25 protein-coding genes are annotated in these 24274 nt (G+C 71.5%); 6 read left to right on the plus strand and 19 right to left on the minus strand.

The annotated features are described in order from the left end of the window. Positions 1 to 8: 8 nt before the first annotated feature. Together ACIQID_RS07305 and ACIQID_RS07310 are read right to left on the minus strand one after the other, a co-directional pair. Positions 9 to 1013 (minus strand): ABC transporter permease, encoded by a 1005-nt coding sequence (locus tag ACIQID_RS07305; RefSeq protein WP_060922593.1) that lies wholly within the window; start codon positions 1011 to 1013, stop codon positions 9 to 11. An 83-nt stretch (positions 1014 to 1096) separates the two neighbouring features. Further along, on the minus strand, positions 1097 to 2770 hold the full coding sequence (locus ACIQID_RS07310) for an ABC transporter substrate-binding protein (protein WP_312673585.1): 1674 nt from the start codon (positions 2768 to 2770) through the stop codon (positions 1097 to 1099). A gap of 167 nt (positions 2771 to 2937) precedes the next feature. Here ACIQID_RS07310 and ACIQID_RS07315 point away from each other — a divergent pair, with 167 nt between their 5' ends. Continuing rightward, on the plus strand, positions 2938 to 3858 hold the full coding sequence (locus tag ACIQID_RS07315) for a sugar kinase (RefSeq protein WP_400283353.1): 921 nt from the start codon (positions 2938 to 2940) through the stop codon (positions 3856 to 3858). A 10-nt stretch (positions 3859 to 3868) separates the two neighbouring features. On the opposite strand, the gene ACIQID_RS07320 is transcribed toward ACIQID_RS07315, so the two are convergent. The 5 genes from ACIQID_RS07320 to ACIQID_RS07340 are packed head-to-tail and all read right to left on the minus strand — an operon-like array spanning position 3869 to position 9373. After that, the gene (locus ACIQID_RS07320; RefSeq protein WP_400283356.1) at positions 3869 to 4744 is read right to left on the minus strand and encodes a MurR/RpiR family transcriptional regulator; all 876 of its coding nucleotides are present in this window, start codon (positions 4742 to 4744) and stop codon (positions 3869 to 3871) included. A 14-nt stretch (positions 4745 to 4758) separates the two neighbouring features. After that, positions 4759 to 6267: a glycoside hydrolase family 3 N-terminal domain-containing protein gene (locus ACIQID_RS07325; protein WP_400283359.1), complete on the minus strand. Its 1509-nt coding sequence runs from the start codon at positions 6265 to 6267 to the stop codon at positions 4759 to 4761. Continuing rightward, positions 6264 to 7097, minus strand: a complete 834-nt coding sequence (locus ACIQID_RS07330) for a carbohydrate ABC transporter permease (RefSeq protein WP_025104419.1) — start codon at positions 7095 to 7097, stop codon at positions 6264 to 6266. The genes ACIQID_RS07325 and ACIQID_RS07330 overlap by 4 nt, the downstream gene beginning before the upstream one ends. Further along, on the minus strand, positions 7094 to 8068 hold the full coding sequence (locus ACIQID_RS07335; protein WP_101847280.1) for a carbohydrate ABC transporter permease: 975 nt from the start codon (positions 8066 to 8068) through the stop codon (positions 7094 to 7096). Before ACIQID_RS07335 ends, ACIQID_RS07330 begins: the two co-directional genes overlap by 4 nt. A gap of 15 nt (positions 8069 to 8083) precedes the next feature. After that, entirely contained in the window at positions 8084 to 9373 is a 1290-nt protein-coding gene (locus ACIQID_RS07340; protein WP_312673590.1) for a sugar ABC transporter substrate-binding protein, read from the minus strand. 147 nt (positions 9374 to 9520) lie between these two features. On the opposite strand from ACIQID_RS07340, the gene ACIQID_RS07345 reads away from it, so the two are divergent. The 4 genes from ACIQID_RS07345 (at position 9521) to ACIQID_RS07360 (ending at position 12819) form a co-directional block, all read left to right on the plus strand. Further along, positions 9521 to 10786, plus strand: a complete 1266-nt coding sequence (locus ACIQID_RS07345) for an LCP family protein (RefSeq protein ID WP_400283365.1) — start codon at positions 9521 to 9523, stop codon at positions 10784 to 10786. Between the two features lie 31 nt (positions 10787 to 10817). Continuing rightward, positions 10818 to 11678, plus strand: coding sequence for a spermidine synthase (locus ACIQID_RS07350; protein WP_400283369.1), 861 nt, complete (start codon positions 10818 to 10820; stop codon positions 11676 to 11678). Positions 11679 to 11759: 81 nt separating this feature from the next. Next, positions 11760 to 12287, plus strand: coding sequence for a hypothetical protein (locus tag ACIQID_RS07355; RefSeq protein ID WP_400283372.1), 528 nt, complete (start codon positions 11760 to 11762; stop codon positions 12285 to 12287). 43 nt (positions 12288 to 12330) lie between these two features. After that, positions 12331 to 12819, plus strand: coding sequence for a SprT-like domain-containing protein (locus tag ACIQID_RS07360; protein WP_060922339.1), 489 nt, complete (start codon positions 12331 to 12333; stop codon positions 12817 to 12819). Positions 12820 to 12850: 31 nt separating this feature from the next. Here the strand turns inward: ACIQID_RS07360 and ACIQID_RS07365 are convergent, their stop codons facing one another. The 11 genes from ACIQID_RS07365 to ACIQID_RS07415 form a co-directional block, all read right to left on the minus strand. Beyond that, positions 12851 to 13381 (minus strand): DUF3054 domain-containing protein, encoded by a 531-nt coding sequence (locus ACIQID_RS07365; protein ID WP_400283377.1) that lies wholly within the window; start codon positions 13379 to 13381, stop codon positions 12851 to 12853. Between the two features lie 26 nt (positions 13382 to 13407). Next, positions 13408 to 14067 (minus strand): 2-phosphosulfolactate phosphatase, encoded by a 660-nt coding sequence (locus tag ACIQID_RS07370; RefSeq protein ID WP_312673595.1) that lies wholly within the window; start codon positions 14065 to 14067, stop codon positions 13408 to 13410. Between the two features lie 18 nt (positions 14068 to 14085). Beyond that, the gene (locus tag ACIQID_RS07375; RefSeq protein WP_400283380.1) at positions 14086 to 15546 is read right to left on the minus strand and encodes an FtsX-like permease family protein; all 1461 of its coding nucleotides are present in this window, start codon (positions 15544 to 15546) and stop codon (positions 14086 to 14088) included. Next, positions 15543 to 16304 (minus strand): ABC transporter ATP-binding protein, encoded by a 762-nt coding sequence (locus tag ACIQID_RS07380; RefSeq protein ID WP_136051761.1) that lies wholly within the window; start codon positions 16302 to 16304, stop codon positions 15543 to 15545. The genes ACIQID_RS07375 and ACIQID_RS07380 overlap by 4 nt, the downstream gene beginning before the upstream one ends. Positions 16305 to 16474: 170 nt before the next feature. Continuing rightward, on the minus strand, positions 16475 to 17110 hold the full coding sequence (locus tag ACIQID_RS07385; RefSeq protein ID WP_025104430.1) for a response regulator transcription factor: 636 nt from the start codon (positions 17108 to 17110) through the stop codon (positions 16475 to 16477). Then, on the minus strand, positions 17107 to 18288 hold the full coding sequence (locus tag ACIQID_RS07390) for a sensor histidine kinase (protein WP_400283384.1): 1182 nt from the start codon (positions 18286 to 18288) through the stop codon (positions 17107 to 17109). Before ACIQID_RS07390 ends, ACIQID_RS07385 begins: the two co-directional genes overlap by 4 nt. 54 nt (positions 18289 to 18342) lie before the next feature. After that, a complete protein-coding gene (locus ACIQID_RS07395) occupies positions 18343 to 19134 on the minus strand; it encodes a class I SAM-dependent methyltransferase (protein WP_400283387.1) in 792 nt (263 codons plus the stop codon). A gap of 29 nt (positions 19135 to 19163) precedes the next feature. Next, the gene (locus ACIQID_RS07400; protein WP_400283390.1) at positions 19164 to 20315 is read right to left on the minus strand and encodes an AMP-binding protein; all 1152 of its coding nucleotides are present in this window, start codon (positions 20313 to 20315) and stop codon (positions 19164 to 19166) included. A gap of 25 nt (positions 20316 to 20340) precedes the next feature. Continuing rightward, entirely contained in the window at positions 20341 to 21261 is a 921-nt protein-coding gene (locus ACIQID_RS07405) for a 1,4-dihydroxy-2-naphthoyl-CoA synthase (protein WP_400283393.1), read from the minus strand. A gap of 5 nt (positions 21262 to 21266) precedes the next feature. Beyond that, positions 21267 to 22229 (minus strand): permease prefix domain 1-containing protein, encoded by a 963-nt coding sequence (locus tag ACIQID_RS07410; protein ID WP_400283396.1) that lies wholly within the window; start codon positions 22227 to 22229, stop codon positions 21267 to 21269. A gap of 1 nt (position 22230) precedes the next feature. Next, the gene (locus ACIQID_RS07415; protein ID WP_136051756.1) at positions 22231 to 22563 is read right to left on the minus strand and encodes a PadR family transcriptional regulator; all 333 of its coding nucleotides are present in this window, start codon (positions 22561 to 22563) and stop codon (positions 22231 to 22233) included. An 89-nt stretch (positions 22564 to 22652) separates the two neighbouring features. On the opposite strand from ACIQID_RS07415, the gene ACIQID_RS07420 reads away from it, so the two are divergent. Continuing rightward, complete coding sequence (locus tag ACIQID_RS07420; protein WP_400285711.1) at positions 22653 to 23639, plus strand: o-succinylbenzoate synthase; 987 nt, start codon at positions 22653 to 22655, stop codon at positions 23637 to 23639. Here ACIQID_RS07420 and ACIQID_RS07425 read toward each other — a convergent pair. After that, on the minus strand, positions 23636 to 24262 hold the full coding sequence (locus tag ACIQID_RS07425) for a TetR/AcrR family transcriptional regulator (protein WP_025104438.1): 627 nt from the start codon (positions 24260 to 24262) through the stop codon (positions 23636 to 23638). The genes ACIQID_RS07420 and ACIQID_RS07425 overlap by 4 nt on opposite strands. Positions 24263 to 24274 lie beyond the last annotated feature (12 nt).

The following is a 24274-nucleotide window of genomic DNA, read 5'->3' on the forward strand; positions in this document are numbered from 1 at the left end:
GGAGGACATCACTGCACCCTCACTCTCGGATCGATGAAGCTGTACGACACGTCCACGGCCAGGTTGATGAGGGCGTAGGCGATCGCGATGAAGATGATGAATCCCTGCAGCACCGGGAAGTCGCGCGTGAAGATGGCCCGCGCGAGGAACGACCCGATGCCGGGGAAGGCGAAGACCGTCTCGGTGAGCACCGCCCCGGAGATGAGCAGTCCGGTCTGCAGGCCGATCGTCGTGATGACGGGCAGCATGGCGTTGCGGAGGATGAACCGGCTGCGCAGCGTCGCCGAGCCCACGCCCTTCGCCCGTCCCGTGCGCACGTAGTCGGCGTTCTGCACCTCCAGCACGCTCGCCCTGGTGATGCGGACGATGATCGCGAGCGGGATGGTGCCGAGGGCGAGCGCCGGGAGGATCAGATGGAGGATCGCATCCCACGCGGCGTCGAACTCCCCCGTGATGATGCCGTCCCAGACGTAGAACCCGGTGGGATGGGTGGCATCGATCCGGGGATCCTGCCGACCGTCCGAGGGCAGCCACCCCAGCTGCACGGCGAAGACGTACTTGAGGATGAAGGCCAGGAAGAAGACGGGGATCGTGATGCCGATGAGGCTCAGCACGACCGACGCGTGATCGGTGAACTTGCCGTGGCGACGGGCCGCCCAGTATCCGAGCGGGATGCCGACGCCGATCGCGAAGATGAGCGCCGCGACGCTCAGCTCGATCGTCGCGGGGAATCGGCGGAGGAACTCCTCCGTGACGGGCCGGTTGGTCTGGATGGACGTGCCGAAGTCGCCCTGCAGCAGCCGGGTGACCCAGATGAAGTACTGCTCGATGAGGGGCTTGTTGAAGCCGTAGAGCTCGTTGACCCTGGCGATGGCCTCCGGGGTGGCCTTCTCGCCGAGGAGGGCGACCGCGGGGCCGCCGGGGAGGGCCCTGACCCAGGCGAACAGCAGGATGCTGAGCCCGAACAGGGTGGGGATGAGGAACAGCAGTCGCCTGCCGATGGTGCGCAGCACAGAGTTCTCCGTCGATCAGAAGGTACGCCGTGCCCCGGTCCCGCGAGAGCGGAACCGGGGCTCGGCATATCAAATGGTCAGGCCTACTTCGTGAGGACGATGTCCGTGAAGACCTCGTCGTTCACCGGGCTGGCGGGGTAGCTCTCGACGCGCGGGTCGAAGGCGAGCGTCGGCGCGGGGTGCGCGAGCGGGACGCCGGGGATGAACTCCGCGACCATCTCGTTGATGTCCTCGTAGAGGGCCGTCTGGTCGTCGAGGTTGGAGACCCCGCGCGCCTCGGTCAGCGCCTGGAACAGCTCCGGGTTGTCGAAGCCCCACTCGGAGCTCTTCTGGCCGAAGAACACGCCGACGAAGTTGTCGGTGTCGTTGTAGTCGCCGGTCCAGCCCAGCAGGTGGATGCCGTGGTCGGAGGTGCCGGTGGTGCGGTCGAGGTACTCGACCCACTCCTCGGAGACCGGGGTGGTCTCCACGCCGACCTCGGAGAGCTGCGACGACAGGACGGTGTAGATCTGCTCGGGGTCCGGCATGTACGGACGCGAGACGTTGACCGGGTAGTTGAAGTCCAGCGCCAGCGGGTTCGCCTCGTCGTAGCCGGCCTCCGCGAGCAGCTCCTTGGCCTTCTCCGGGTCGTAGTCGTAGGTCGTGACCTCGTCGTTGTAGCCGTTGACCACCGGCGGGACGAACTGCGTCGCCTTCTCGGTGCCCTCCGGCAGGACCTGGCTGATCAGGGCGTCCTTGTCGATCGCGTAGGACAGCGCCTCACGCACCTTCGGGTCCTGCAGCTCCGGGATCGCCTGGTTGAAGGCGAGGTAGAGGATCGTGAACGGGGGACGCGACACCATGGTGAAGTCGTCCTCCTCCAGGGCCTTCGTGTCGGCGGGGCCCACGAGGTCGTAGCCGTCGATGGAGCCCGACTCGAGCGCCTGACGGCGGGCCGTCGGGTCGTCGATCGTGCGGAAGATGATCTGGTCGATCTGGCCGGCCTCGCCCCAGTAGTCGTCGTAGGCCTTGAGCGTGACCTGCTCGCCCGGAGCCCACTCCTCGAACTGGTAGGGGCCCGTGCCGACCGGGTGGCCCATGGCGTACTCGGACAGCTGCGGCGCCTCGGCGGTGCCGCCGACCTCGTCCGCGCCGAACTCCTGCATCGCCGAGGGGCTCTGCATGCCGAAGGCCGGGAGCGACAGCGAGGCGATGAAGCCGGCGAACGGCTTGTTCAGCTCGATCGTGACGGAGTTCTCGCCGTCGGGCGTGCAGGACTTGTAGACCGCGTCCTCGGGGTTGGAGGCGTAGCCCTTGAAGAGCTTGTTGTAGTAGTAGCCGAAGGCCTCGGAGGCGGCGAGACCGGTCCAGTTGTACCAGCGGTCGAAGTTGGCGCAGACGGCCTCGGCGTTGAACGGGGTGCCGTCCTGGAAGGTCACGCCCTCCTTCAGCGCGAAGGTGTGGGACATGCCGTCCTCCGACGACTCCCACGACTCCGCCAGCAGCGGCGCCGGGTCGGCCGTGCCGGGCTCCGTGCCCACCAGACCCTCGAAGATCTGGCGCGAGACACGGAAGGTCTCGCCGTCCTGCGCGAACGCCGGGTCGAGGCTCGCGGGATCCGACGAGGCGGCGAAGACGAAGGTGCCGTCGACGTCGCCCGATCCTTCCGACCCGTTGTCCCCGCGCTCGCTGGCGACGCATCCGGCGAGTGCGAGAGCGGCGATGGTCGCTCCGGTGACGGCGGCGAGTCCTCGCCGAGGCATGGCTGACTGGTGCATGTGTGTATGACCTTCCCTGTCGGGCGCTTCCTTGCGCGTCTCCGGGCATCGTCGCCGCGGAGACGGTGATTCCTCGAAGGTACCCAGCGGTCCGGCCGATGCCAAGAGTCCGAGGTTGCGATCCGGTATCGACGCGGTGCCGCCCGTGATCCGGTAATGTCCAGAACGTGCCGGACACCACTCCCCGCGTCGTGTGCCTGGGCGAGGGCCTGGTCGCCCTCGTCGCCGCCACCGCCGGACCGCTCGAGACCTGCCGCACGTTCCACCGCTCCCTCGCCGGGGCCGAGTGGAACACCGCGATCGCGCTGGCCTCCGCCGGCATCCGCACCGCGGTCGTGTCCCGCGTCGGCGACGACGGCTTCGGACGCTTCCTCACCGCCGAGCTCCGTGCGCACGGCGTGGACGATCGGGCCGTGGAGGTCGACCCGGTCGCACCGACGGGACTCTACGTCAAGGAGCTCTCACCGCGGGCGGACGGCGCCGTGGAGGGGACGATGCACTACTACCGTGCCGGGTCGGCCGCGGCGGCGCTGTCGCCGGCGTCGCTGGAGTCGCCCGTGGCGGTGGACCTGCTCGCCGCGGCGGCCCTCGTGCACACCTCCGGCATCACGCCGGCACTCTCGCCCTCTGCACGCGCCGCCCAGGAGTCCCTGGTGGCGGCTCCCCGCCCCGCCCGCCTCGTCAGCTTCGATCTGAACTGGCGCCCTGCGCTGTGGCGCGGCCGGGAGGACGAGGGGCGGGCACTGCTCACCGACCTCGCCCACCGCGCCGACATCGTCTTCTGCACCCGTCCCGACGCCGAGGCCGTGTTCGGGACGAGCGCGCCGGACGACCTGCGCATGCTGTTCCCCGAGCCGCGGTACCTGGTCGTGACCGACCCCTCCGGCGCCGTGGCGTTCGACGGTGCCGAGCGCGCGGCCAGCGATGCCCTCGATGTGCCGGTCGTGGAGACGATCGGGGCGGGCGACGCGTTCGCCGCGGGCTTCCTCGCCGGCGTCCTCACCGGCCTGACGCTGCACGGAAGCCTGGCCCGCGCCCACCGCATCGCGACCCGCGCGATCGCCAGCACGCGCGACCACGTCGACTGATCCGAGGCGGTCAGTCCGCGTGGCGGCCGTGACGCGGCGGGACCGCGTCGTGCGTGCGTTGCAGCGATACCGCGACGTGCTCGCCCCGGTGCTGCACGATGCGGACGAAGAGCACGTCGATGAGCGCGAGCTGCGCGATGCGGCTCGACATGGCGGCCATCCGGAACGGCGACTCCTGGGCCTGGCTGAGGAGCACGACGTCGGCGAGGGCCGCGAGCGGGGAGTCGGCGGCGCTCGTCACGGCCACCGCGAGCGCGCCCGTGGCCCGGGCGACCTCGAGGGCGCGGACGGTCTCGGCCGTCTCCCCGCCGTGCGAGAAGGCGATCGCCACGTCCGCGGAGGAGCGCAGCGACGCCGCGGTGATCGCGAGGTGCGGATCGGCCGAGTGGGTCACCGAGCAGCCGATCCGCGAGAGCTTGAGCTGGAGGTCCTGGGCGGTCAGCGACGACGCCGCCTGCCCGAACAGGTCGATGTGCCGGGCGACGACCACCGCCCGCGCCACCCGGTCGAGGGCATCCGCATCCAGGGCCCGTGCCGTCTTCTCGATCGCGTCGATCTCCTGCGCCGCGAGCTTCGCGGCGATCGCCGCCGGTCCGTCGTCCCGGTCGATCGCCGTGGAGTCGAGTCCGAACCGGGCCTGCTGCGCCTGCGCGAGGGTGACGGACCGCGCGACGGCGACCCTCAGCTCCCGATAGCCGCTGTACCCCAGCGACTGCGCGAAGCGCGCGACGGTCGACAGCGAGGTCTGGCAGAGCTGCGCGAGATCGTTGATCGCGAGGTCCACCACGAGGGTGGGGTCTCCGAGGATCCTCTCGGCGACGCGTCCCTCCGCCGCGCTGAGCTTGGGGAGGGAGCGCCGCACCACGGCCAGAACGTCGTCGTCCATGCGCTGATCCCGTCTCAACCGGCGGCGGTCGTCCTCTGTCGCGGCCGGAACCGGCCGAGGAGCGCGTCCCGCGCGGTCTGCGCGCCGAGCCGGCTGGCGGCGCCGACCTCGACGGTGGGCAGCGGCAGCGGCGCCTGCACGGGGAGGCCGACGTTCACGACGACCGCACCCGGGTCCCGGAGCGCGGTCCGCTCGATCAGTGCGCGCTGCGCCGGCTCCGCATCCGGTCGATCCACGAGGATGACCGTCGTGCCGGTCGCCGCGGCGACCTCGTCGATCACGGCATCCTGCTCGGCCACGGGGCGTGCGGCCACGTCCAGCCGCACCCGGATGCCGTCTCCCGCGAGCGCCTCCGCGACGTACGCGGCGGCGCTGTCCACCGCGAGCGTCGAGCGACGTCGGGCATCGATCACCGCCAGGGCCTCCGCGGCCTCGGGGGCGTCGCCGGCGAGCGACACGGACCGACGGACGATCTCGGCGGCGTCGAACGCGGCGTCCTCCTCGTCCGAGGTCGCGCTCGCGCGCAACCGGGCGGCGAGGGCCGACACCCGTGCGGCGGCCTCCTCGACGCGCTCCCGGGAGAGCGAGCCGTCGCGCAGCGCGGCGACGATCCCGTCGCGGGCGGCGAGGAAGTCCCGGCGGTCCTGGTCGGGAAGGGCGGCCTCGCCGGGGTTGGTCGGGTTGCCGATGCACAGCAGGTCGGCGCCGGCGGCCAGCGCGAGGGCGGCGCCCCCGCCGAGTCCGACGGTCTCGCGGATCGCGGCCATGTCCAGCGCGTCGGTGATGATGACGCCCCGGAAGCCCCACTCGCGCAGCATGCCGAGCACGCGCGGGTTGAGGGTGGCCGGCTGCGCGCCCCACGCGGGGACGACGATGTGCGCGGTCATGATCGCGTCCACCCCCGCCTCGACGGCGGCGCGGAACGGCTCGAGGTGTACGCGCTCGTACTCGGCCACGTCGAGCGCGATCTCGGGCAGGGCGTGGTGGGAGTCGAGGTGGGTGTCGCCGTGGCCGGGGAAGTGCTTGACGCACGCGGCCACCCCGCCGTCCTGGATGCCGTCGACCGTGGCGACGACGTGGCGGGTCACCAGCGCCTCCTCGGACCCGAACGAACGCACCCCGATGACGGGGTTGCGGGGATCGGTGTTGACGTCGGCCACCGGACCGAGCACCACGTTCGCACCGACGGCGCGCACGCGGCGGGCGAGCTCCGCCCCGGTCCGCTCCGAGGCGACGACGTCGTCGAGCGCGCCGAGCTGCGCGGCCCCGGGAAGGGTGGAGCCGCTCCCGGACTCCAGGCGCGTGACGCTGCCGCCCTCCTCGTCCACACCGATCAGGGCGTCCGGGTTCGCGTCGAGGATCTGCGCGCTCAGCGCGGGCAGTCCCTCGCCGACGTTCTGGCCGAAGTACACGACGCCGGCCAGGCCCTCGCGCAGCTCCTCCACGAGCCAGGCGGGGGCCGTGGTGCCGAGGAATCCGGGCCAGAGCACGCCGTTCGCGAGACGCTCGAGCTCGTCGGTCATCCCTTCACCGCCCCCGCGACCATGCCGGCGGAGAGCCGGCGCTGCACGATGACGAAGAAGATCATGACGGGCACGGTGATGATCGTCGAGGCGGCCATGATGCTGCCCCAGTCGTTGGAGTACAGGCCGAAGAACGACTTGAGGCCGATCGAGACCGTGTACTGGTCGGTCTGCGCGCCGAGGATCGTCATGGCGAAGATGAACTCGTTCCATGCCGTGATGAAGCTGAAGATGCTCGTCGCGACGAGACCGGGCATCACGAGCGGCAGCAGGATGGAGCGGAACATCCGCCACCAGCTCGCGCCGTCGATGTAGGCGGCCTCCTCGAGCTCGACCGGGACGGCGGCGACGAAGCCGCGCAGCATCCAGATGCCGAACGCGAGCGACAGCGCCACGTAGACCACCATGAGGCCGATGATGCTGTTGAGCAGACCGAGGCTCTTCACCTGGAGGAACAGCGGGATGACGAGTGCCTCGAGCGGCACCATCTGCACCACGAGGATCATCATCAGGACCGTGGTGCGGAACTTGAAGCGGAAGCGCGCGACGGCGACCGCCGCGAGCAGGCAGACGATGGCGCTGACGAGCACCGTGACGAGGGCCACGATCGCCGAGTTGCGCAGGTACGTGCCGAAGCCGCCCTCCGTGAGCACGAAGGCGAAGTTGTCCCACGTGAACTCCTGGGGGAGGAGCGACTGCCCGCCGCTGGACGCCTTGGCGTCGAACGCACTGGAGACCATCCAGTAGACGGGGAACAGGGTGAAGACGAGGACGGCGGCGACGCCGATGCCGAGTCCGATGCGCGACCGGAGCCTGGGGCGGGGGTTCACAGCTCGTCCTCCTTCATGAGGGAGCGGATGTAGACGATCGTGATGCCGATCAGCACGAGGGTCAGCAGCACCGCCAGCGCGGCGCCGAATCCGTACCGGTTCTGACCGAACGACTCCACGTACGACCACACGCCGAGGTTGAGCACCTGACGGTTGCCGCCGCTGCCGCCGGGCATGAGGTAGACCTGCGCGAAGACCTTGAAGTCCCAGATCGTCGACAGGATGATGACGACGGAGAAGACGGGCTTGAGCGTCGGGAAGATGATCTTCCAGAAGCGGCGCCATGCGCCGGCCCCGTCGAGCGCCGCCGCCTCGAGCATCTCCTTCGAGACGCCCAGGAGCCCGGCGAGCACGGTGATGGCCACGAACGGGAAGCCGTGGTGGACGACGTTCAGCAGCACGATCGCGTAGAACGACCACTGGTTGGTGAACCAGTTGACCTGGCCGTCGATGAGGCCGAGGTCCTGCAGGACGCTGTTGAAGATGCCGCGGTCGGCATCGAAGATGAAGGTCCAGACGTACGTGCCGGTCACGGCGGGCATCGCCCACGCGACCATGATGCAGCTGGAGACGATGGTGCGCCACACGGTACCCAGGCGCGCCAGCAGCAGCGCGACGAGGGTTCCGAGTGCGACGGTGGTGAACACCGCGACGGCCGCGAAGCCGACCGTGTTGGGGAGCACCACCGTCCACAGGGTCGGATTGGTGAGCGCCTCGGCGTAGTTGTCCAGCCCGATCCAGTTGCTCTCACCGGTGTTGATCTCGCGCAGACCGTAGTCCTGCAACGAGTAGAGGAACACCTGCACGAGCGGCCAGAGCATGAGCACCGCGAGGATGATCAGCCCGGGGGCGAGGAGGAGCCAGGGGCGGGCCGTGACGATCGAGAGACCCCGACGCTTCCGGCCGCCGGCCACGGAGGCGGAGGAGGGCTCCGCCTTCGTGGCCGGCAGTGGCGCTTGCACCATCGACATGGAAGGAATGGTTCCTTACTGGTTGAGCAGTTCGGTCATCTCGGCGGCGGCGTCCTTCGTCGCGGTCGCGACGTCCTTCTGCCCGCTGAGGATGGCCTGGATCATGGCGTTGGTGGTCTTCTTCGCCTGCACGGCGCCGAAGTTCGGCGTGACCGGGACGGACGCGCCGCCGTCGACCATCTGCTCGGCGAACGGAGCGACGAGCGGGTCGGTCGAGGCGAGGGCCTCCTCCATCGCGGACTGGACGCCCGGGAAGTAGCCGGTCTCGTCGGACCACTGCTCGGCGAACTCACCGGTGGTCATGAGCTTGACGAACTCCCACGCGAGGTCGGCGTTCTTCGTGGTGTTGAACACCGACAGGTGCGAGCCGCCGAGCACGGAGGGCGCGATGCCGCCGTCCTGGCCGGGGATCACGGCGGCGCCGATCTTGCCCTCGAGCTCGGGGTTGGCCTCGATGAGGGCGTTCGGCGTCCAAGAGCCGGAGAGCATCATCGCGACGTTGCCCTGCGTGAAGGCGTCCCGGAGGTCGGTCTCCTTCCACGTGGTCGCACCGGCCGACGAGAAGCCGTGCTCGGTGGCCAGGCCCGTGTAGAACTCGATGCCGGCCTGCGACTCGGCGCTGTCGAGCTCGCTGGTCCAGGTGTCGCCGTCCTTCGTGGCGATCTCGCCGCCGGCGCCCCAGACCCAGGGGTAGACCTGGAACTCGGCGTCACCCGCGACGGGGAAGGGCAGCATGTCGGGCTTGGCGGCCTTGATGGCCTCGCCCGCGGCGACGATGTCGTCCCAGGTCTTCGGAGCCTCGAGACCGAGCTCCTCGAAGACGTCGGTGCGGTAGACGATGGAGCGGACACCGGCGTACCACGGCATGCCGTAGAGCTCGTCCTCGTAGGTGCCGGCGACCGCGAGGCCCTCGACGAGGTCGTCGCGCAGGCCGTCCTCGGCGTCGACGTACTCGTCGAGCGGGAGGAGCGCACCGGCGTCGGCGAACTCCGCGGTCCAGGTGGTGCCGGTCTCGGCGATGTCCGGGGTGGTGCCACCGGCGATGGAGGTGACGAAGCGGTCGTGGGCGTCGGCCCACTGGATCTCCTCGATGGTGACCTTCGCGCCGGTCTCCTCTTCGAAGGCGTCCGAGACCTTGTCGTAGAACGCGGTCGCGTCGGGGTTGGTCCCCTTCATGATCCAGACGGTCAGCTCCTGGCCCTCGCCGTCGGTCGAGCCGTTGTCGCCGCTGCCGCCGGCGCAGCCGGCCAGAGCGATCGTGGCAGCGGCGCCGAGCGCCACCGCCGGAAGAATGCGCTTGTGCATGGGGGGATCTCCTCTTTGAAAGTCCAGGTGTGCATCGGGTGCGTACCGGGGATAGGAAAAAGTATTCACGACTAACTAATTCCCTGCAAGTTCCTCCCACAATCGTCATACCCCCGTAACATCAGGCCTCCGGGGTAGGCTCCCCGCATGCCCCGCCGTGGATCCGACGCCGACCGCCCTCCCCTCCCCCGGCACGCACCGCCGTCGGCGCGCAGCCGGACCACCCGGGTCCTGCGGGGTCTCGGGATCGGGCTCGCGGTCGTCCTCGTCTCCGCCGTCGCGGTGGCGGGTTTCCTCGTCTGGGACGTCTTCAACCGCGTGGGCGACGGGGCGGTCACCCTGGAGGGCGCCCCGGAGGTCGACCCGCCCACGGTCGGCGCCTACCCGGACGACAAGGCGTTCAGCATCCTCATCGTGGGGACCGACGAGTGCGGCCCCCAGGCGACCGCGCTCTTCGACGAACGCTGCGCCGAAGCCGACGGCCGGAGCCGCAACGACGTCAACCTCCTCGTGCACGTCTCGGCGGCGCCCCGGAACGTGACCGTCGTCTCCCTCCCCCGCGACCTGGGTGTCCCCGTTCCCGAGTGCACCCGCGAGGACGGCTCCGTCGCGTCCGCGATGGAGAAGGCGTCGATGAACGCGCTCTTCGAGCACGCCGGCCTCTCCTGCATCGCGAAGACGGTGAGCGAACTGGGCGACATCCCCATCGAGTTCGCCGCCAAGATCAGCTTCGACGGCGTCATGGCGGTGACGGACGCGATCGGCGGCGTCGAGGTGTGCATCGCCGGAGACGGCATCCGCGACCGGCACACCGGCATCGACTGGCCCGCCGGCATGCGGACGGTCTCGGGAGTGGAAGCCCTCCAGTTCATCCGCACCCGGCACGGGGTGGGAGACGAGAGCGACCTGGCACGCATCTCCAACCAGCAGCAGTACATGTCGCGGCTGGCCAGGAAGGTGCTCAGCGAGGAGACGCTGACGGACATCCCGAAGGTGCTGCGACTGACCAACGCGGTCGCCGACAACATCGACCCCAGTGACGAGCTCGCCGACCCCCTCCGGCTGGCTCAGCTCGCGCTGGCCCTCAAGGATGTGAACTTCAGCGACTTCGTCTTCGTGCAGTACCCGAACATCGCCGATCCGTTCGACGACGACAAGGTCGTGCCGGACGAGGCGGCCGCGGCCGCCCTGTGGGACGCGGTGCGGGCGGGGCAGCCGCTCCAGCTCACCGGCGACGTGACGACGCACCGCGGCGTGGAGCTCGTCACGCCCGCCCCCACGGCGGCGGAGACCCCGGAGACCGAATCCACTCCCGAGGCGAGCGCCACGCCGGACGTCAGGGCGACGCTCCCGCCGGAGGTGTCGGGTCAGACCCTCGAGCAGGAGACCTGCGCGGTGGGCAACCAGCGCTGACCCCTGGTCCGCGCGGCGTAGGCTCGACGGCATGGGACGGACGCGATCACGGGACGCCGAGCACCCGCAGACCCGCCTCGACCACGGCGGTCTCGCCCGGATCGTCCCGTCGGAGTTCACGAGCGGCTACGAGCTCGTCGTGGACGACACCCCGCAGTCGCACGTCGACCTCGACGACCCCACGCACCTGCACTTCGAGTACATCGTGCGGATGGGGGCGGTGATCGATCAGCTCCGCGACGGTCCGCTCACGGCGGTGCACCTCGGGGCCGGTGCCCTCACCATCCCCCGGTACATCGACGCGACCCGCCCCGGATCCCGGCAGCAGGTCATCGAGCTGGAGGCCCCGCTGGTGCAGCTCGTCCGCGAGCACCTCCCGCTGCCGAAGGGGGCGGCGATCCGCCTGCGGATCGGCGATGCGAGGGAGGGGGTCCGGAAGCTCCCGGGGGCGCTGGTCGGCACGTGCGACCTCGTCGTCTCGGATGTGTACTCGGGCGCGCAGACGCCCGCCCACCTCACGAGCGTGGAGTTCTACCGGGAGCTCGCCGCGCTGCTCGCCCCCGGCGGCGTCCTGCTCGTCAACGTCGCCGACGGTCGCGGTCTCGCGTTCGCCCGTCGACAGGCCGCGACGATCGCCGAGGTGCTCCCGGAGATCGGGATCCTCGCCGACACCCAGGTACTCAAGGGCCGCCGCTTCGGCAACCTGGTGGTGGCGGCCTCCGCCGCCCCGCTCCCGACGGAGTGGCTGCCCCGGATGCTCGCCGCGGGTCCGCATCCCGCGAAGATCGCCCAGGGGGACGAGGCCCGCGCCTTCCTCCAGGGCGCCCGGATCGTCACGGACGCCGACGCCGTCGCGTCCCCGCGACCCGATGCCTCGCTGTTCCTGCGCTGACGTGGCGCGCCGCCCCGAGGACCGCGGAAGCGGCAGGCAGACTGGACGGGGACAGGTGCGGGGACGCGCGGAAGGAGAGCAATGAGTTTGATCCGGGGATACGACCAGGAGAGCCTCCGCGAACGGGTCGATCTCGACGAGTGCGCCGCTCGCCTTGCCGAGATCGAGGAGCAGCGCAGCCTTCCCGCTCTGCTCGAGCGGGTCTGGCTGCTGAAGGTGCTGGGACGCCTCGACGAGGCCCTCGCGCTCGCCGACGAAGCCGTGCGGCAGGCCCGGATGGCCGGCACCCGCAAGGACGTGCTCCGCGCCCGCGTGCTGCACGCGACGATCCTGCAGTACCGGGGCGCGCATGCCGCGGCCGAGCAGGAGCTGGCGACCTGCGCCGCGGAGGCGGAGGGGCAGCGCTGGCTGTCGATCGCCGCCTTCGCCTATCAGCACCACGGCAAGAACGCCTACGACGCCGAGGACTACGAGACCGCACGGGAGAGCTTCAAGCAGTCGCTCTTCCTGCGGCGCGAGTCCGGCGCGGAGGACCGGGAGCTGGAGACCGTGCTCCTCGCCATCGAGGCCGTGGAGCGTCGTCGTCCGGCGCAGCTCGTCGCCGGCTGAGCCGATGCGCCCGAGTGTCCGCGGCATGCCTTAGCCTGAGCGCATGGCGGAACTTGACCGCGTGCGCGTCTGGGGCGAGGCACTGATCCGGTTGCATCTCGACGACAGCTGGTCGTTCGACTTCGACCATGCCAAGCGTCGCGCCGGCCAGTGCGACTACACACGCAAGCGCATCACCGTATCGCGGTATCTCGCCGCCCGCTTCGAGGACGACGAGATCCATCAGGTGCTCCTGCACGAGGTGGCCCACGCCCTCGCCGGGCACCAGGCCGCCCACGGCCCCACCTGGAAGCGCGTGGCCCGCGACCTGGGCTATGTCGGCGGCACGACGCACCGCGGGGAGACCGCCGTCGAGCTCGCTCCGTGGGTGGGCCGCTGCCCTGCCGGTCACGTCACGTATCGACACCGCCGACCGAGTCGGGCCACGTCCTGCGCCCGATGCTCCCGCACGTTCGATGCCCAGCACCTCTTCGCCTGGACGCGCCGCGAGATCACGACCGACGCCCGTCTCGCCGCACAGGCCCCCCGCTGAGCCCCGCGGGAGCGGGGTCGCCGCTCTCGCTTCAGACGGAGGAGCCGCCGGAGTGCGGCCGTTCCTCGGACCCGGAGGCGTCCTCCTCGGCGGGCGCGGCGTCCTCCGCGTCCGCGTCCGTCGGAGCAGGCTCTGCGGCTGCGTCCCGGTCTGCCGCGGAGTCCACAGGACCGGGGCGTCCTGTCTCGGTCTCGGTCTCGTGGCGACTGCGGCGTCGACGGACGAGCGCGGCCAGACCACGCCAACCGAGCAGGAACACGCCGAGCACGAGCATCGCCACGATGACGAAGGGCACCTCCGCGGTGTCTCCGCTGAGCAGCCGCAGCAGCATGCCGCCGACGACCGTCACCGCCCAGACGACCGCTCCCCAGGACAGCGACCACGGCCGACGCGGCCGTCCAGGGAGCGGCAGCGCGGCGGCGTGTCCCAGCAGCAGGGCCACGAGGAAGGGCCAGGCCGTGAGGAGGAACCCTGCCGGGTCCTCCTGGTGGGAGGCGCGGCCGATGGCGGCGAAGACGAGGACGAGGACGGCGTCGACGAGGAGAGCGGGGAGGAACCTCATTCCTCGACCCTACGCGGATCGCGTGCTCACTCGAAGCGCGTGAACCGCCCGTCGCGCAGAACGGGGACGACGTCCACCGCGTCCAGGACGGCGGCGTCCGCGGTGCTGGTCGGCACCAGTCCGGCGGCCCGCATCCGCTCGGTCGCCGGGACCCCGGCCTGCAACTCGCGCCCGGAGCCCGTCGCCCCGATCAGGTGCTTCAGTGCGCGCCGCAGTGCGCGGAAGCCCTCCGCGGCCACGGCGGCGTCCGGGGCGGTGTGGTCGATGCCGAGATCGGTCAGCGCCGCCGCGATCGCTCCGGCCCCGAGCTGATCCTCCACGGCGACGCGCAGCTCCCCCGCGGCGTCGACCTCGCCGGCCGGGATCAGCGCCACCGAGGTGCGACCCTGGCGGCGTTCCTGCTCCACCTGCACGGCTCTGGCCACGGCACCGGCGTTGCGGATCGCGCCCAGCAGGACCGTGGCCCCGGTCGGGACGGCGGCTGCCACCGCCGCCCCGTTCCGCGACCATTCGAGGGCCCCGTCCAGTTCGACCTCCGCTCCCGCGGCCACCGCATCGGCGACCGTCGAGGAGAACCGGAGGACGTCGATCACCACGACGACGTCGGCCGGGGCGAGGCGGGCGAGCCCGGACACCCCCCAGTCGAGTCGGACCTGGTACGGGGACTGATCGAACGGCGACGGCATCCGTCCAGCCTAGAGCCGTCAGTCGGCCGCGAGCGCCTCGACGGGGGCCACCCTGGTCGCCAGTCGGGTCGGCGTCGCGGCGGCCACGAGCGTGAGCAGCGCGGTCGCGGCGACGATGATGACCACCGGCAGCCACGGCACCTGCGGGGCGATCAGCCCGGCGGGCGTGAACTCCGGAAGGACGGGCACGGAGCCGAGCAGCGACTGCGCCGCGATCCACCCGTACAGCACCCCGAGCACGAGACCGGTGAGGGTCGCCGCCACCGTGATGTGCGTCGCCTCCAGCAGCACCATGCGGCGCACCTGGCGGTTGGACAGACCGATCGAGCGCAGCAGTCCGAGCTCGCGGCGCCGCTGCACGACGCCGATGGTCAGGAGGTTGACGAGGCCGACGGCCGCGATCACGGCCGAGACGGCGACGAGCACCATCATGATGGCCGCGAAGGCGTCGTACGGCGCGAAGAACTCGGCCGGGATCTCCTCGGTCGTCTGGCTCGTCATGAGACGCTTCGACGACTCCAGCGCCACCGCGAACATCGTCACCAGCGTCACGCCCATGACGACGCCGATGGCCATCCGCGACGACCGCTCCGGGTACCGCAGGGCGTTCTCGGCCGCGAGACGGGCGGTCGCGCTCGACCCGAACAGGCGCCCCACGAGCCGGAGCACCGGCGGCATGAACAGCACCGACCCCAGGGCGAGCCCGGTGAAGGAGAGGATGCCGCCGAAGAACGCGACCACGACACCGAGCGGCGTGACGAGTCCGAGGACGACGCCGCCGGCGAGCAGAGCCGCGCCGGAGATCAGCAGGACCCAGGCCCCGACATGGCGGCCCTTCCGCCCGGAGACCTCGTCACGGGTGCGCTCGACGGCACCACCCAGAGCCTGCAGCGGCGTCACCGCGAGCACGCGACGCGAGCCCACCCAGGCGGCCGCCCAGGTGGTGAGCGCGACGCCGACCGCCGGGAGGGCGAGAGCGGGCTGGGCGAGTGAGAAGGACGACGGCGAGGTGGCGACGAACTGTCCGCCGAGCTGGACCGCCGCCGCGGAGAGGAGGAGTCCGGAGAGAAGGCCGAGCCCCGCGCCGAGGAGCCCGACGACGAGCCCCTGCCGACCGACCTCCGCCCGCTGCGCACGAGCCGTCGCCCCGATGAGACGCATCAGCGCGATCTGCCGGGTGCGGCCCGCGATGATCGTCGAGAACGTGTTCGCCGTGACGATCGCGGCCACGTACATCGCGACGGCGGTGAGCAGCACCGACAGGATCGCGACGACGACCGCGAGCGTGCCGCTGTCGCCGATGAACGGATCGGCCTGGAGCACGGCGCCGATGTAGGCCGTGATCTCGACGAGGAAGACCCCGAACGCGGACGAGAGCGCGGCGACGAGGACGCTCGCGCCCATGCCGCGGTCGCGGAGCCAGGCCAGCCGGGGTCCGGTCGTCCGCGTCTCCGGGACGACCGTGGCGAGCGCGGTCATGCCGACACCTCCGCGGCGAGCATGTAGGCCGAGATCTGCTCCGCGGTCTGCCGCGGGTGATCCGCCACGATCCGGCCGTCGCCGAGGTAGAGTACCCGGTCGGCGTGGCTCGCCGCGATCGCGTCATGCGTGACCATCGCGATGGACTGGCCGTGCTCCCGGCTGGCGGACGCGAGCAGGCGCAGCACCTCCCGTCCGGTCTGGGAGTCGAGGTTGCCCGTGGGCTCGTCCGCGAACACGAGGTCGGGGGCGGTGGCGAGTGCCCTGGCGATGGCGACGCGCTGCTGCTGCCCTCCCGAGAGCTGATGCGGCCGGTGACCGAGGCGCTTGCCGAGGCCGAGCGTCTCGATGAGACCGTCGATCCGTGCGCGCTCGATGGCGCTGGGGCGGCGGCCGTCGAGCTCGAACGGCAGCAGGATGTTGCCGAGGGCGTCGAGCGTGGGGACGAGGTTGAACGCCTGGAAGATGAACCCCACGCGGCGGCGGCGCAGGATGGTCAGGTCGAGGTCGCCGAGACCCGTGATCTCGGTGTCGCCGATCCACGCCCGTCCCTCGGTCGGGCTGTCGAGGCCGGCCATGATGTGCATGAGGGTGGACTTGCCGGATCCGGACGGACCCATGATGGCGGTGAACTGTCCGCGGCGGATGCCGACGCTCACGTCGTCGAGCGCGCGGACGGTGCCCTCGCCCGAACCGTAGGTCTTCTTCAGGTGCTGGACGCGGGCGGCGAGCCCGAGGTCGGTGGTCGTGATCTCCATGATGACGACGCTATTTCCGCGCTCCCGTCCCCCGCGTCGCCCGCCGGGAGCATTCCGCTACATCGGGAGGATGATCCCGCGTCCCCTCGCGACCCACCCCCGTGCGTTCCTCCCACCCCTCTGCGGACCGCCGCCAGGGGCCGGGTCGAACGGAAGGGGGTGGGTCGGCGTCAGGCGAGGCCGTGTTCGAAGGCGAACACGACGAGCTGCACACGGTCGCGGAGGGCGAGCTTCGTGAGGATGCGGCTGATGTGGGTCTTCACCGTGGCCTCGCTGAGGAACTCCCGCGCGGCGATCTCGGCGTTCGAGAGACCTCGGGCGGCGAGCGCGAAGATCTCCCGCTCCCGCTCGGTCAGCTCGGCGTACTGCGGCGGCACGGGCTTCGGAGCCTCCGCGAAGTGCTCGAACAGCTCGCGGGTCGCCGAGGCTGCGATCACGCTCGACCCGGCGTGCACGGTCCGGATCGCGGCGAGCAGGAACTCCGGATCGGCGTCCTTGAGGAGGAAGCCGCTCGCCCCCTGCCGGATCGCCCGCGCCGCCGCCTCGTCGAGGTCGAACGTCGTGAGCATGACGATGCGCGGGGGCTCCGGGCGGGACAGGATCTCCGCGGTCGCGGTCAGCCCGTCCATCACCGGCATCCGGATGTCCATGAGGACCACGTCCGGCCGGGTCGCGGCGACCACGTCGAGAGCCTCCCGGCCGTTGCCCGCCTCTCCCACGACCTCGAGGTCGGGCTGGGAGGCCACGAGCATGCGGATCCCGGCCCGGAACAGCGCCTGGTCGTCCACCAGCACGACTCTGATCACTGCGGGGCTCCGATCGGAAGGCTGCTCTGGACGACGAACTGCGCACCACGGCGCTCGGCTTGCAGACTACCGCCCACGAGCTGCGCCCGCTCGCGCATGCCGATGAGGCCGTGTCCTCCGGGGGTCCCCGGCGTCGACTCCGGCGCGACGGTGTTGCGGACCTCGATGTCGACGCGATCGGGGAGCCACGCGAGGTGCACGTCCACCGCGCCGTCACCGTGGCGGATCGCGTTGGTCAGCGCCTCCTGGAGGATCCGGTAGACGGCGAGCTGGATGGCCCCCGGCGGCTCCCCCGGCGGCATGGGATCGACGGTGACCCGCGGCTCGATGCCGGCCTGGCGCACCTGGGCGAACAGCGTCTCGAGATCGGCGAGGGTCGGCTGCGGACCGTCGCCCTGACGATGGCGGAGCTGGGTGAGGAGCATCCGCACGTCGCTCAGGGCTCCGCGGGCGGTCTGCGCGATCGTGCCGAGGGCTTCCGTCGCGATCTCCGGCTTCACCGCCGCGGCATAGCGGGCACCGTCGGCCTGGGCGATGACGACGGCGAGCGAGTGCGCCACGACGTCATGCATGTCCCGGGCGATGCGCACCCGCTCCTGCTCCTCGGCGGCCAGGGCCTCGGCCTGCAGCTGCGCCGAACGCGTGCGCCGGTTGCGCAGCACGACCCGCCAGAGGAGGCCGCACACCCACGCGAACCCCAGCGCCATGATGGAGGCCGCGACGAGCAGGGTGCCGCCGGTCACGAGCTCCCACCCGCTGCCGGAGCCGAACATGACGCCCCCGACGACGACCATGTACAGCGCGGCGACGATGCCGCCCACGATCACCGACCCGAACCCCCACCAGAGCACGCGGCGGGTGCCCCACGCGGAGGTCGCGTACAGCACGAGGAGGATCGCGAAGTCGGTCGGCAGCGGCCCGAATCCGGCGAGCATCTGCACGAGGGCTCCGGCCCAGGCCGCGGCGAGCGCGAGACCGGGAGCCAGGCGTCCGATCGCCACCCCGCCGAACAGGAACACCGACGACGCGACGAGGCCGATCGCGCTGCCCGCCGATGAGGCCTCCATCCCGGGCTGCGGGGCGTAGAAGACGATCCCGAGCGGCGTGAGGAGCGCGAACAGCAGCACCGCCCCGACGATGTCGAGGACGAGGCCGGTGCGGGACAGCGGACGGATCACTCCCCCACGCTACGCGAGCGGGTCGAGGGCGGCATCCGTCGCGGGATGTATCCGTCAGGCGCGGGCGAGGATCTCCCCGTGCGGCACGAGGAACCAGCCGTCGCTGTCGTCGGCCCAGCGCTTCCAGGCGTCGCTGATCTCCTGCAGGTCGGCCGCAGACGCCATCTCCTGGTCCACGAGCTGCCGGGCGAGTGCCGATTCCAGGATGCGGTCGGCCCACATCCCACCCCACCAGGCGCGCTCGGACGGCGTCGCGTAGCACCAGGTCGACGCCGTCGCCGTGACGTCCGCGAAGCCCGCCGCCCGCGCCCAGGCCAGGAGGCGGCGGCCGGCATCCGGCTCTCCGCCGTTCGCCCGGGCGGCGGCGCGGTAGAGCGCGAGCCAGCGGTCGAGCTCCGGGAGCACCGGGAACCACAGGAAGCCCGCGTAGTCGGCGTCGCGGGCGGCGATGAGTCCGCCGGGCTTCGCTACCCGGCGCATCTCCCGCAACGCCTGCACCGGATCGGCGACGTGCTGCAGCACCTGGTGCGCGTGCACCACGTCGAAGGAGTCGTCGGCGAAGCTCAGCGCGTGCACGTCCTCCACGGAGAAGGCGATGTTCGCGACTCCCCGCGCGGCGGCGAGGTCGCGGGAGAGGGACAGCGCGGCGTCGTCGATCTCAGTCGCGGTGACGTGCGCGACCTCTCCGGCGAAGTCCACCGTGATCGATCCGGGTCCCGCCCCCACGTCGAGGAGCCGGGTCTGCGCGGTGAGGTGCGGCCGCAGGTACGCCGCCGAGTTCGCGATGTCCCGCACACTGTGCGAGCGGAGGACGGATTCGTGGTGTCCATGCGTATACGAGGCCATGCGCTCAGTCTGGCACTCCCGCCGAAGGGCTAGAGGGACGACACCATGCGGCGGATCGCCTCGCGGTCGGGCTTGCCGGAGGAGAGGACGTCGAGCTCGTCCACGAGGATCAGGCGGGACGGACGGGCGTGGGCGCCGATCTCCCGGGCCACCGCCTCCCTGGCCTGGGCGAGCTGTTCGGACTCGCTGCGCCGCAGGGACTCCCCGCGCGCCGCGACGATGACCGAGGCCTCTCCCCAGCGCTCGTCGTCGACGCCCACGACCACGGCCTGATGCAGTCCGGGCACTGCGCGCACGATGCGCTCCACCCGGTCGAGCGAGATGTTGATGCCGCCCGACACGATCACATTGTCCGCGCGACCGTGCACGCGCACGACGCCGTCCTCGATGAGCCCGAGGTCGCCGGTGCGGTACCAGCGGATGCCGTGCTCGTCCCTGACGAAGGTGCGCGCGGTCAGCGCCGGGTCGCCCAGATACACCTCCGCGAGCATGGGGCCGGCGATCCGCAGCTCGCCGTCCACCGCGCGGACGTTCACGGTGTCGAGCGGGACGCCGTCGTACACACAGCCGCCGCTGGTCTCCGTCGAGCCGTAGGTCCGCACGAGACGCACCCCGAGGTCGGCCGCCCGCTCCCGCAGCGGCTCCGGGAGCGCCTGGCCGCCGACGAGGATCGCCTCGTAGGCCCGGAGCGCCGCGAGCACCCCCGGCTCGCCTGTCGCGTCCAGGAGCGTGGCGATCTGCGCCGGGACGAGGGAGGTGTAGAGCGCGGGGACGACGCCGGAGGCCGTCGCGCGCAGCATGCTCCGCGAGGCCTCGGCGAACGCCCGTGGCGCGAACCGCCCCTCGATCCGGGTCGGCTCGGTGCCCGCGAGGATCGACCGCACCATCACCTGCAGCCCCGCGACGTAGCCGGCCGGCAGGGCGAGGAGCCAGCGACCGCTGCCGATCCGGGCGGCGGTGGCCTCCGCACTCGCCCGCAGCGCCTCGCCGCTCAGCGCCACCCGCTTCGGGACGCCGCTGGACCCGGACGTCGCGATCACCGCGGCGATGCCGTCGTCCACCTGCGCCGGAGCGTCGGCGAGCATGCCGAAGCCGAGGGCCGGTCCGTCGTCGAGCGCCCGGAGCAGCGCCTCCCGCAGGAGCCCGGTGTCTTCGGCGTCGGTCGGGATCAGCGCGGTCACGGTCGGCTCCGTCTCTCGTGCGGACTCAGTAGTGCCAGGGGAACGAGGACCAGTCGGGGGCGCGCTTCTCGAGGAACGAATCCCGCCCCTCCACGGCCTCGTCCGTGCCGTAGGCGAGACGGGTGGCCTCGCCCGCGAACACCTGCTGCCCCACGAGCCCGTCGTCGACCGCGTTGAAGGCGAACTTCAGCATCCGGATCGCCGTGGGCGACTTCGTCAGCACGGTGCGCGCCATCTTCAGCGCCTCGCGCTCGAGCTCGGCGTGCGGCACGACGCGGTTCACGGCGCCGGCCTCGTAGGCCCGCTGCGCCGAGTACTCCTCGGCGAGGAAGAACACCTCCCGCGCGAACTTCTGTCCCGTCTGCCGGGCCATGTAGGCGGAGCCGTATCCCGCGTCGAAGCTGCCGACGTCGGCGTCCGTCTGCTTGAAGCGCGCGTGCTCGGCCGACGCGATGGTCAGGTCGCAGACCACGTGCAGGGAGTGCCCGCCGCCGGCCGCCCACCCGGGGACCACGGCGATGACGACCTTCGGCATGAACCGGATGAGCCGCTGCACCTCGAGGATGTGCAGCCGCCCGACAGCGGGGGCGGCTCCTTCCCCCTGGGTTGCTGAGCCTGTCGAAGCATACTTGTACCCGTCCCGCCCGCGGATGCGCTGATCACCGCCGGAGCAGAACGCCCACCCGCCGTCCTTCGCGCTCGGTCCGTTGCCGGTCAGCAGCACCGCGCCGATACGCGCGTCCTGCCGCGCGATGTCGAGCGCACGGTAGAGCTCGTCGACCGTGTGCGGGCGGAAGGCGTTGCGCACCTCCGGCCGGTGGAAGGCGATGCGGGCGACCCCGCCGTCGCGGCTCACGTGCGCCGTGATGTCGGTGTAGTGCTCGGCGCCGGGCGCCAGCTCCCACTCGGCGGGATCGAACAGGTCGGAGACGAAGGCATCGGTCACGGTCTTCAGCCTATTCCCCGGGCACGCGCCGTCTTCATCCACCCGTCGACGATGTCCCAGGCCGGGAAGGCCACGAGGCAGACGCCGGTGATCACCGTGAGCACGCGCATCGTGTCGGCCTCCACCCCGTTGTCCGTGAACACGAACTCCAGGAAGGCCGGGTTGAGCAGCTCCCCCTGCAGGAGCAGGGTGAGGGCCCACACCGCGAAGGCGACGGCGAGCACGGTGTTCACGACGGCCGCGGCGACGGTCCACCGCCGACGCGCGTACACGGCGACGGCCAATCCCGCCTCCGCGATCATGAGCGCGAGGAGGATGCCGATGCCCACCGGCCAGAGGGCGGGCGCCAGGATCGGGATCGGGTCGCCGCCGGTCGGGAAGAATCCGAGCGTCGCATCCCACACGATCGCGCCGATGCCGACGAGGAGGAAGACGAGCGAGGCGATCACGTCGGCGCGCGCGGCCCCGTGCTCCGTGGGCTCGGGGAGCTGATCGACGTCCCATCGCACGCCGGTGTCCGCGCCGGTGCGCTCCAGCACGACGAAGACGAGCGTGACCCAGAAGCACAGGTGCACGATGACCGACAGGGTGACCGAGACGACCGCGCCGATGACCTCCCCGGGGCCGCCCACGCTGATGAGCTGCCCGATCGCGACCCCCACTGCGGCGAACGGCGGCACGATGAACAGGAGCAGCTTCAGCAGCCGCCACCAGGTGAGGTAGTAGCGCGGACCGATGAGGTGCAGCGGGCGGTCGGCGTATCCGGCGGCGAGGATGCCGGGGTCGCCGAGGTCGGTGAGGACGGCGCGCTCCGCCTCTTCCGGGCTCTCGCCCTGTTCGCGCCGCGCGTCGACGGCGTCGGCGATGGCGGCTTCGAGTTCGGCACGGACCTCGCCCTGCGCCTCCGGCGCGAGGCTGCGGATCGTGGCGCTGATGTAGCGCTCGGTGAGCGTGCTCGTGGGGGTCATGTCAGTTCTCCTCGGGGGTGAGGGAGGCGATCGCGGCGGTCAGCGCGCGCCACTCGTCGGTGAGGGTGTCGGCGAGCCGGGTCCCGGCTTCCGAGGTGCGGTAGAACTTGCGAGGCCGGGCCTCGTCGGTGTTCCACTCGCTCGTGAGGTACTCCTGCTTCTCCAGACGACGGAGCAGCGGATAGAGCGTGTTCGCATCGGTGGCGAAGCCCCGACTCTCGAGCTGCTCGAGCAGCGCATACCCGTACTCCGGCGTACGCAGCAGCTGCAGGCAGGCGAGCACCACGGTGCCGCGGCGCAGTTCCTGCAGATGCGTGTCGAGCGTCTCGTTCATGTCGATCACATTAGTGTGTGTCACACACCATTGTCAACGGCACACCCTCGCGCGACATCATCGCGGCGGTCGTGGCGCACAATGGGGTCATGATCCCCGCCGTCACGGAGCTCCTCGATTCCGCCCGCGTCGTCGCCCTGCCGATGCAGACCCGCTTCCGCGGCGTCGACACCCGCGAGGCCCTGCTGTTCGAAGGACCGGAGGGCTGGGCCGAGTTCTCCCCGTTCGTCGAGTACGACGACGCCGAGGCCGCGACCTGGCTGGCGGCCGCGATCGACTACGCGTACGCACTCCAGCCCGCACCGCTGCGTGACCGCGTCGGCGTCAACGCCACCGTGCCCGCCATCGGGGCCGCCCGCGTGCCCGAGGTCCTCGCGCGTTTCGCCGGCTGCCGGACCGCGAAGGTCAAGGTCGCCGAGCCCGGCCAGGAACTGGCGGACGACGTCGCCCGGGTCCGGGCCGTCCGCGAGGCGCTCGGGCCGGAGGGCCGCATCCGGGTCGACGCGAACGGCCTGTGGAACGTCGACGAGGCCGAGCACGCGGTGCACGCCCTCGCCCCGTTCGACCTGGAGTACGTCGAGCAGCCCTGCGCGTCGGTGCCGGAACTCGTCGAGCTGCGCCGGCGGATCGCCTACATGGGCATCCCGGTCGCGGCGGACGAGAGCATCCGGAAGTCCGGCGACCCCCTCGCCGTCGCACGCGCGGGCGCGGCGGACATCGTCGTCATCAAGGCGCAGCCCCTGGGCGGCCTGAACCACGCCCTGCAGATCGTCACCGCCGCCGGCCTGCCCGCGGTCGTCTCCAGCGCGCTGGACACCGCGATCGGACTCTCGCAGGGGGCCGCCCTGGCCGCCGCCCTCCCGACCCTCGACTACGACTGCGGTCTGGGCACGGCCTCCCTGTTCCAGGACGACGTCGCCGACCTCCGCCCGGTGGACGGCGCGATCCCGGTGGGACGCCTGTCCCCCGACCCGGCAGCGCTCACCCGTCTCGCCGCCGCGGACGAGCGGCGGGAGTGGTGGCTGGCCCGGCTGGCCCGCTGCCACCACGAGCTGCTCGCAGCCCGCAGCGCCTAGGACTCGACGAGGAGTTCCACGAGCCGCCCGAGCTCCTCGCCGCCGGAGTGCCGCAGGGCCGCGTCGTCCCGACCGGCCATCGCACCGCGGACGGTCATGCCCTCCCAGAGGATCATGAGCATGCGCGCCGCGTCGGTGGCCGGCAGCCGGAGGCGCAGCGTCCCCGCCGCCTCCACGATGTCCTCCACGATGCGCGCGATGCTCGCCACCATCTCGCGCTCCTGGGCGAGGTAGGCCTCACCGAACTGCGGATCGCGCAGGGCGCGGATGCGGATCTCGCTCATCAGCATCACGCCCAGGCGGTCGTCGCTGCCGAGCTCCATGATCTGCTGGACGAGATCCTTCGGGTCGCAGTCGTCGGCGAGCTCGCCGTCCGCCCGCATCTGCTCCACGCGCGTCCGCACGGCTGCCACCCTCGCGTCGGCGACCCCGGCCGCGAGGGTCAGGAACAGCTCGTCCTTCGAGTCGAAGTTCGAGTAGAACGCCCCGCGCGTGAAGCCGGCGCGCTCGCAGACCGCCTCGACCGAGGCCCCGTCCAGGCCGACCTCGGCGAACACCTGCGCGGCGGCCTCCAGCAGACGCGCCTTCGTGTTCTCCCGGCTGCGGGTGGCGGGTGACGACATCGGAACCTCCTG

The sequence above is a fragment of the Microbacterium sp. NPDC091676 genome, from assembly GCF_044756645.1.
GTDB classification, from domain to species: domain Bacteria; phylum Actinomycetota; class Actinomycetes; order Actinomycetales; family Microbacteriaceae; genus Microbacterium; species Microbacterium paraoxydans_D.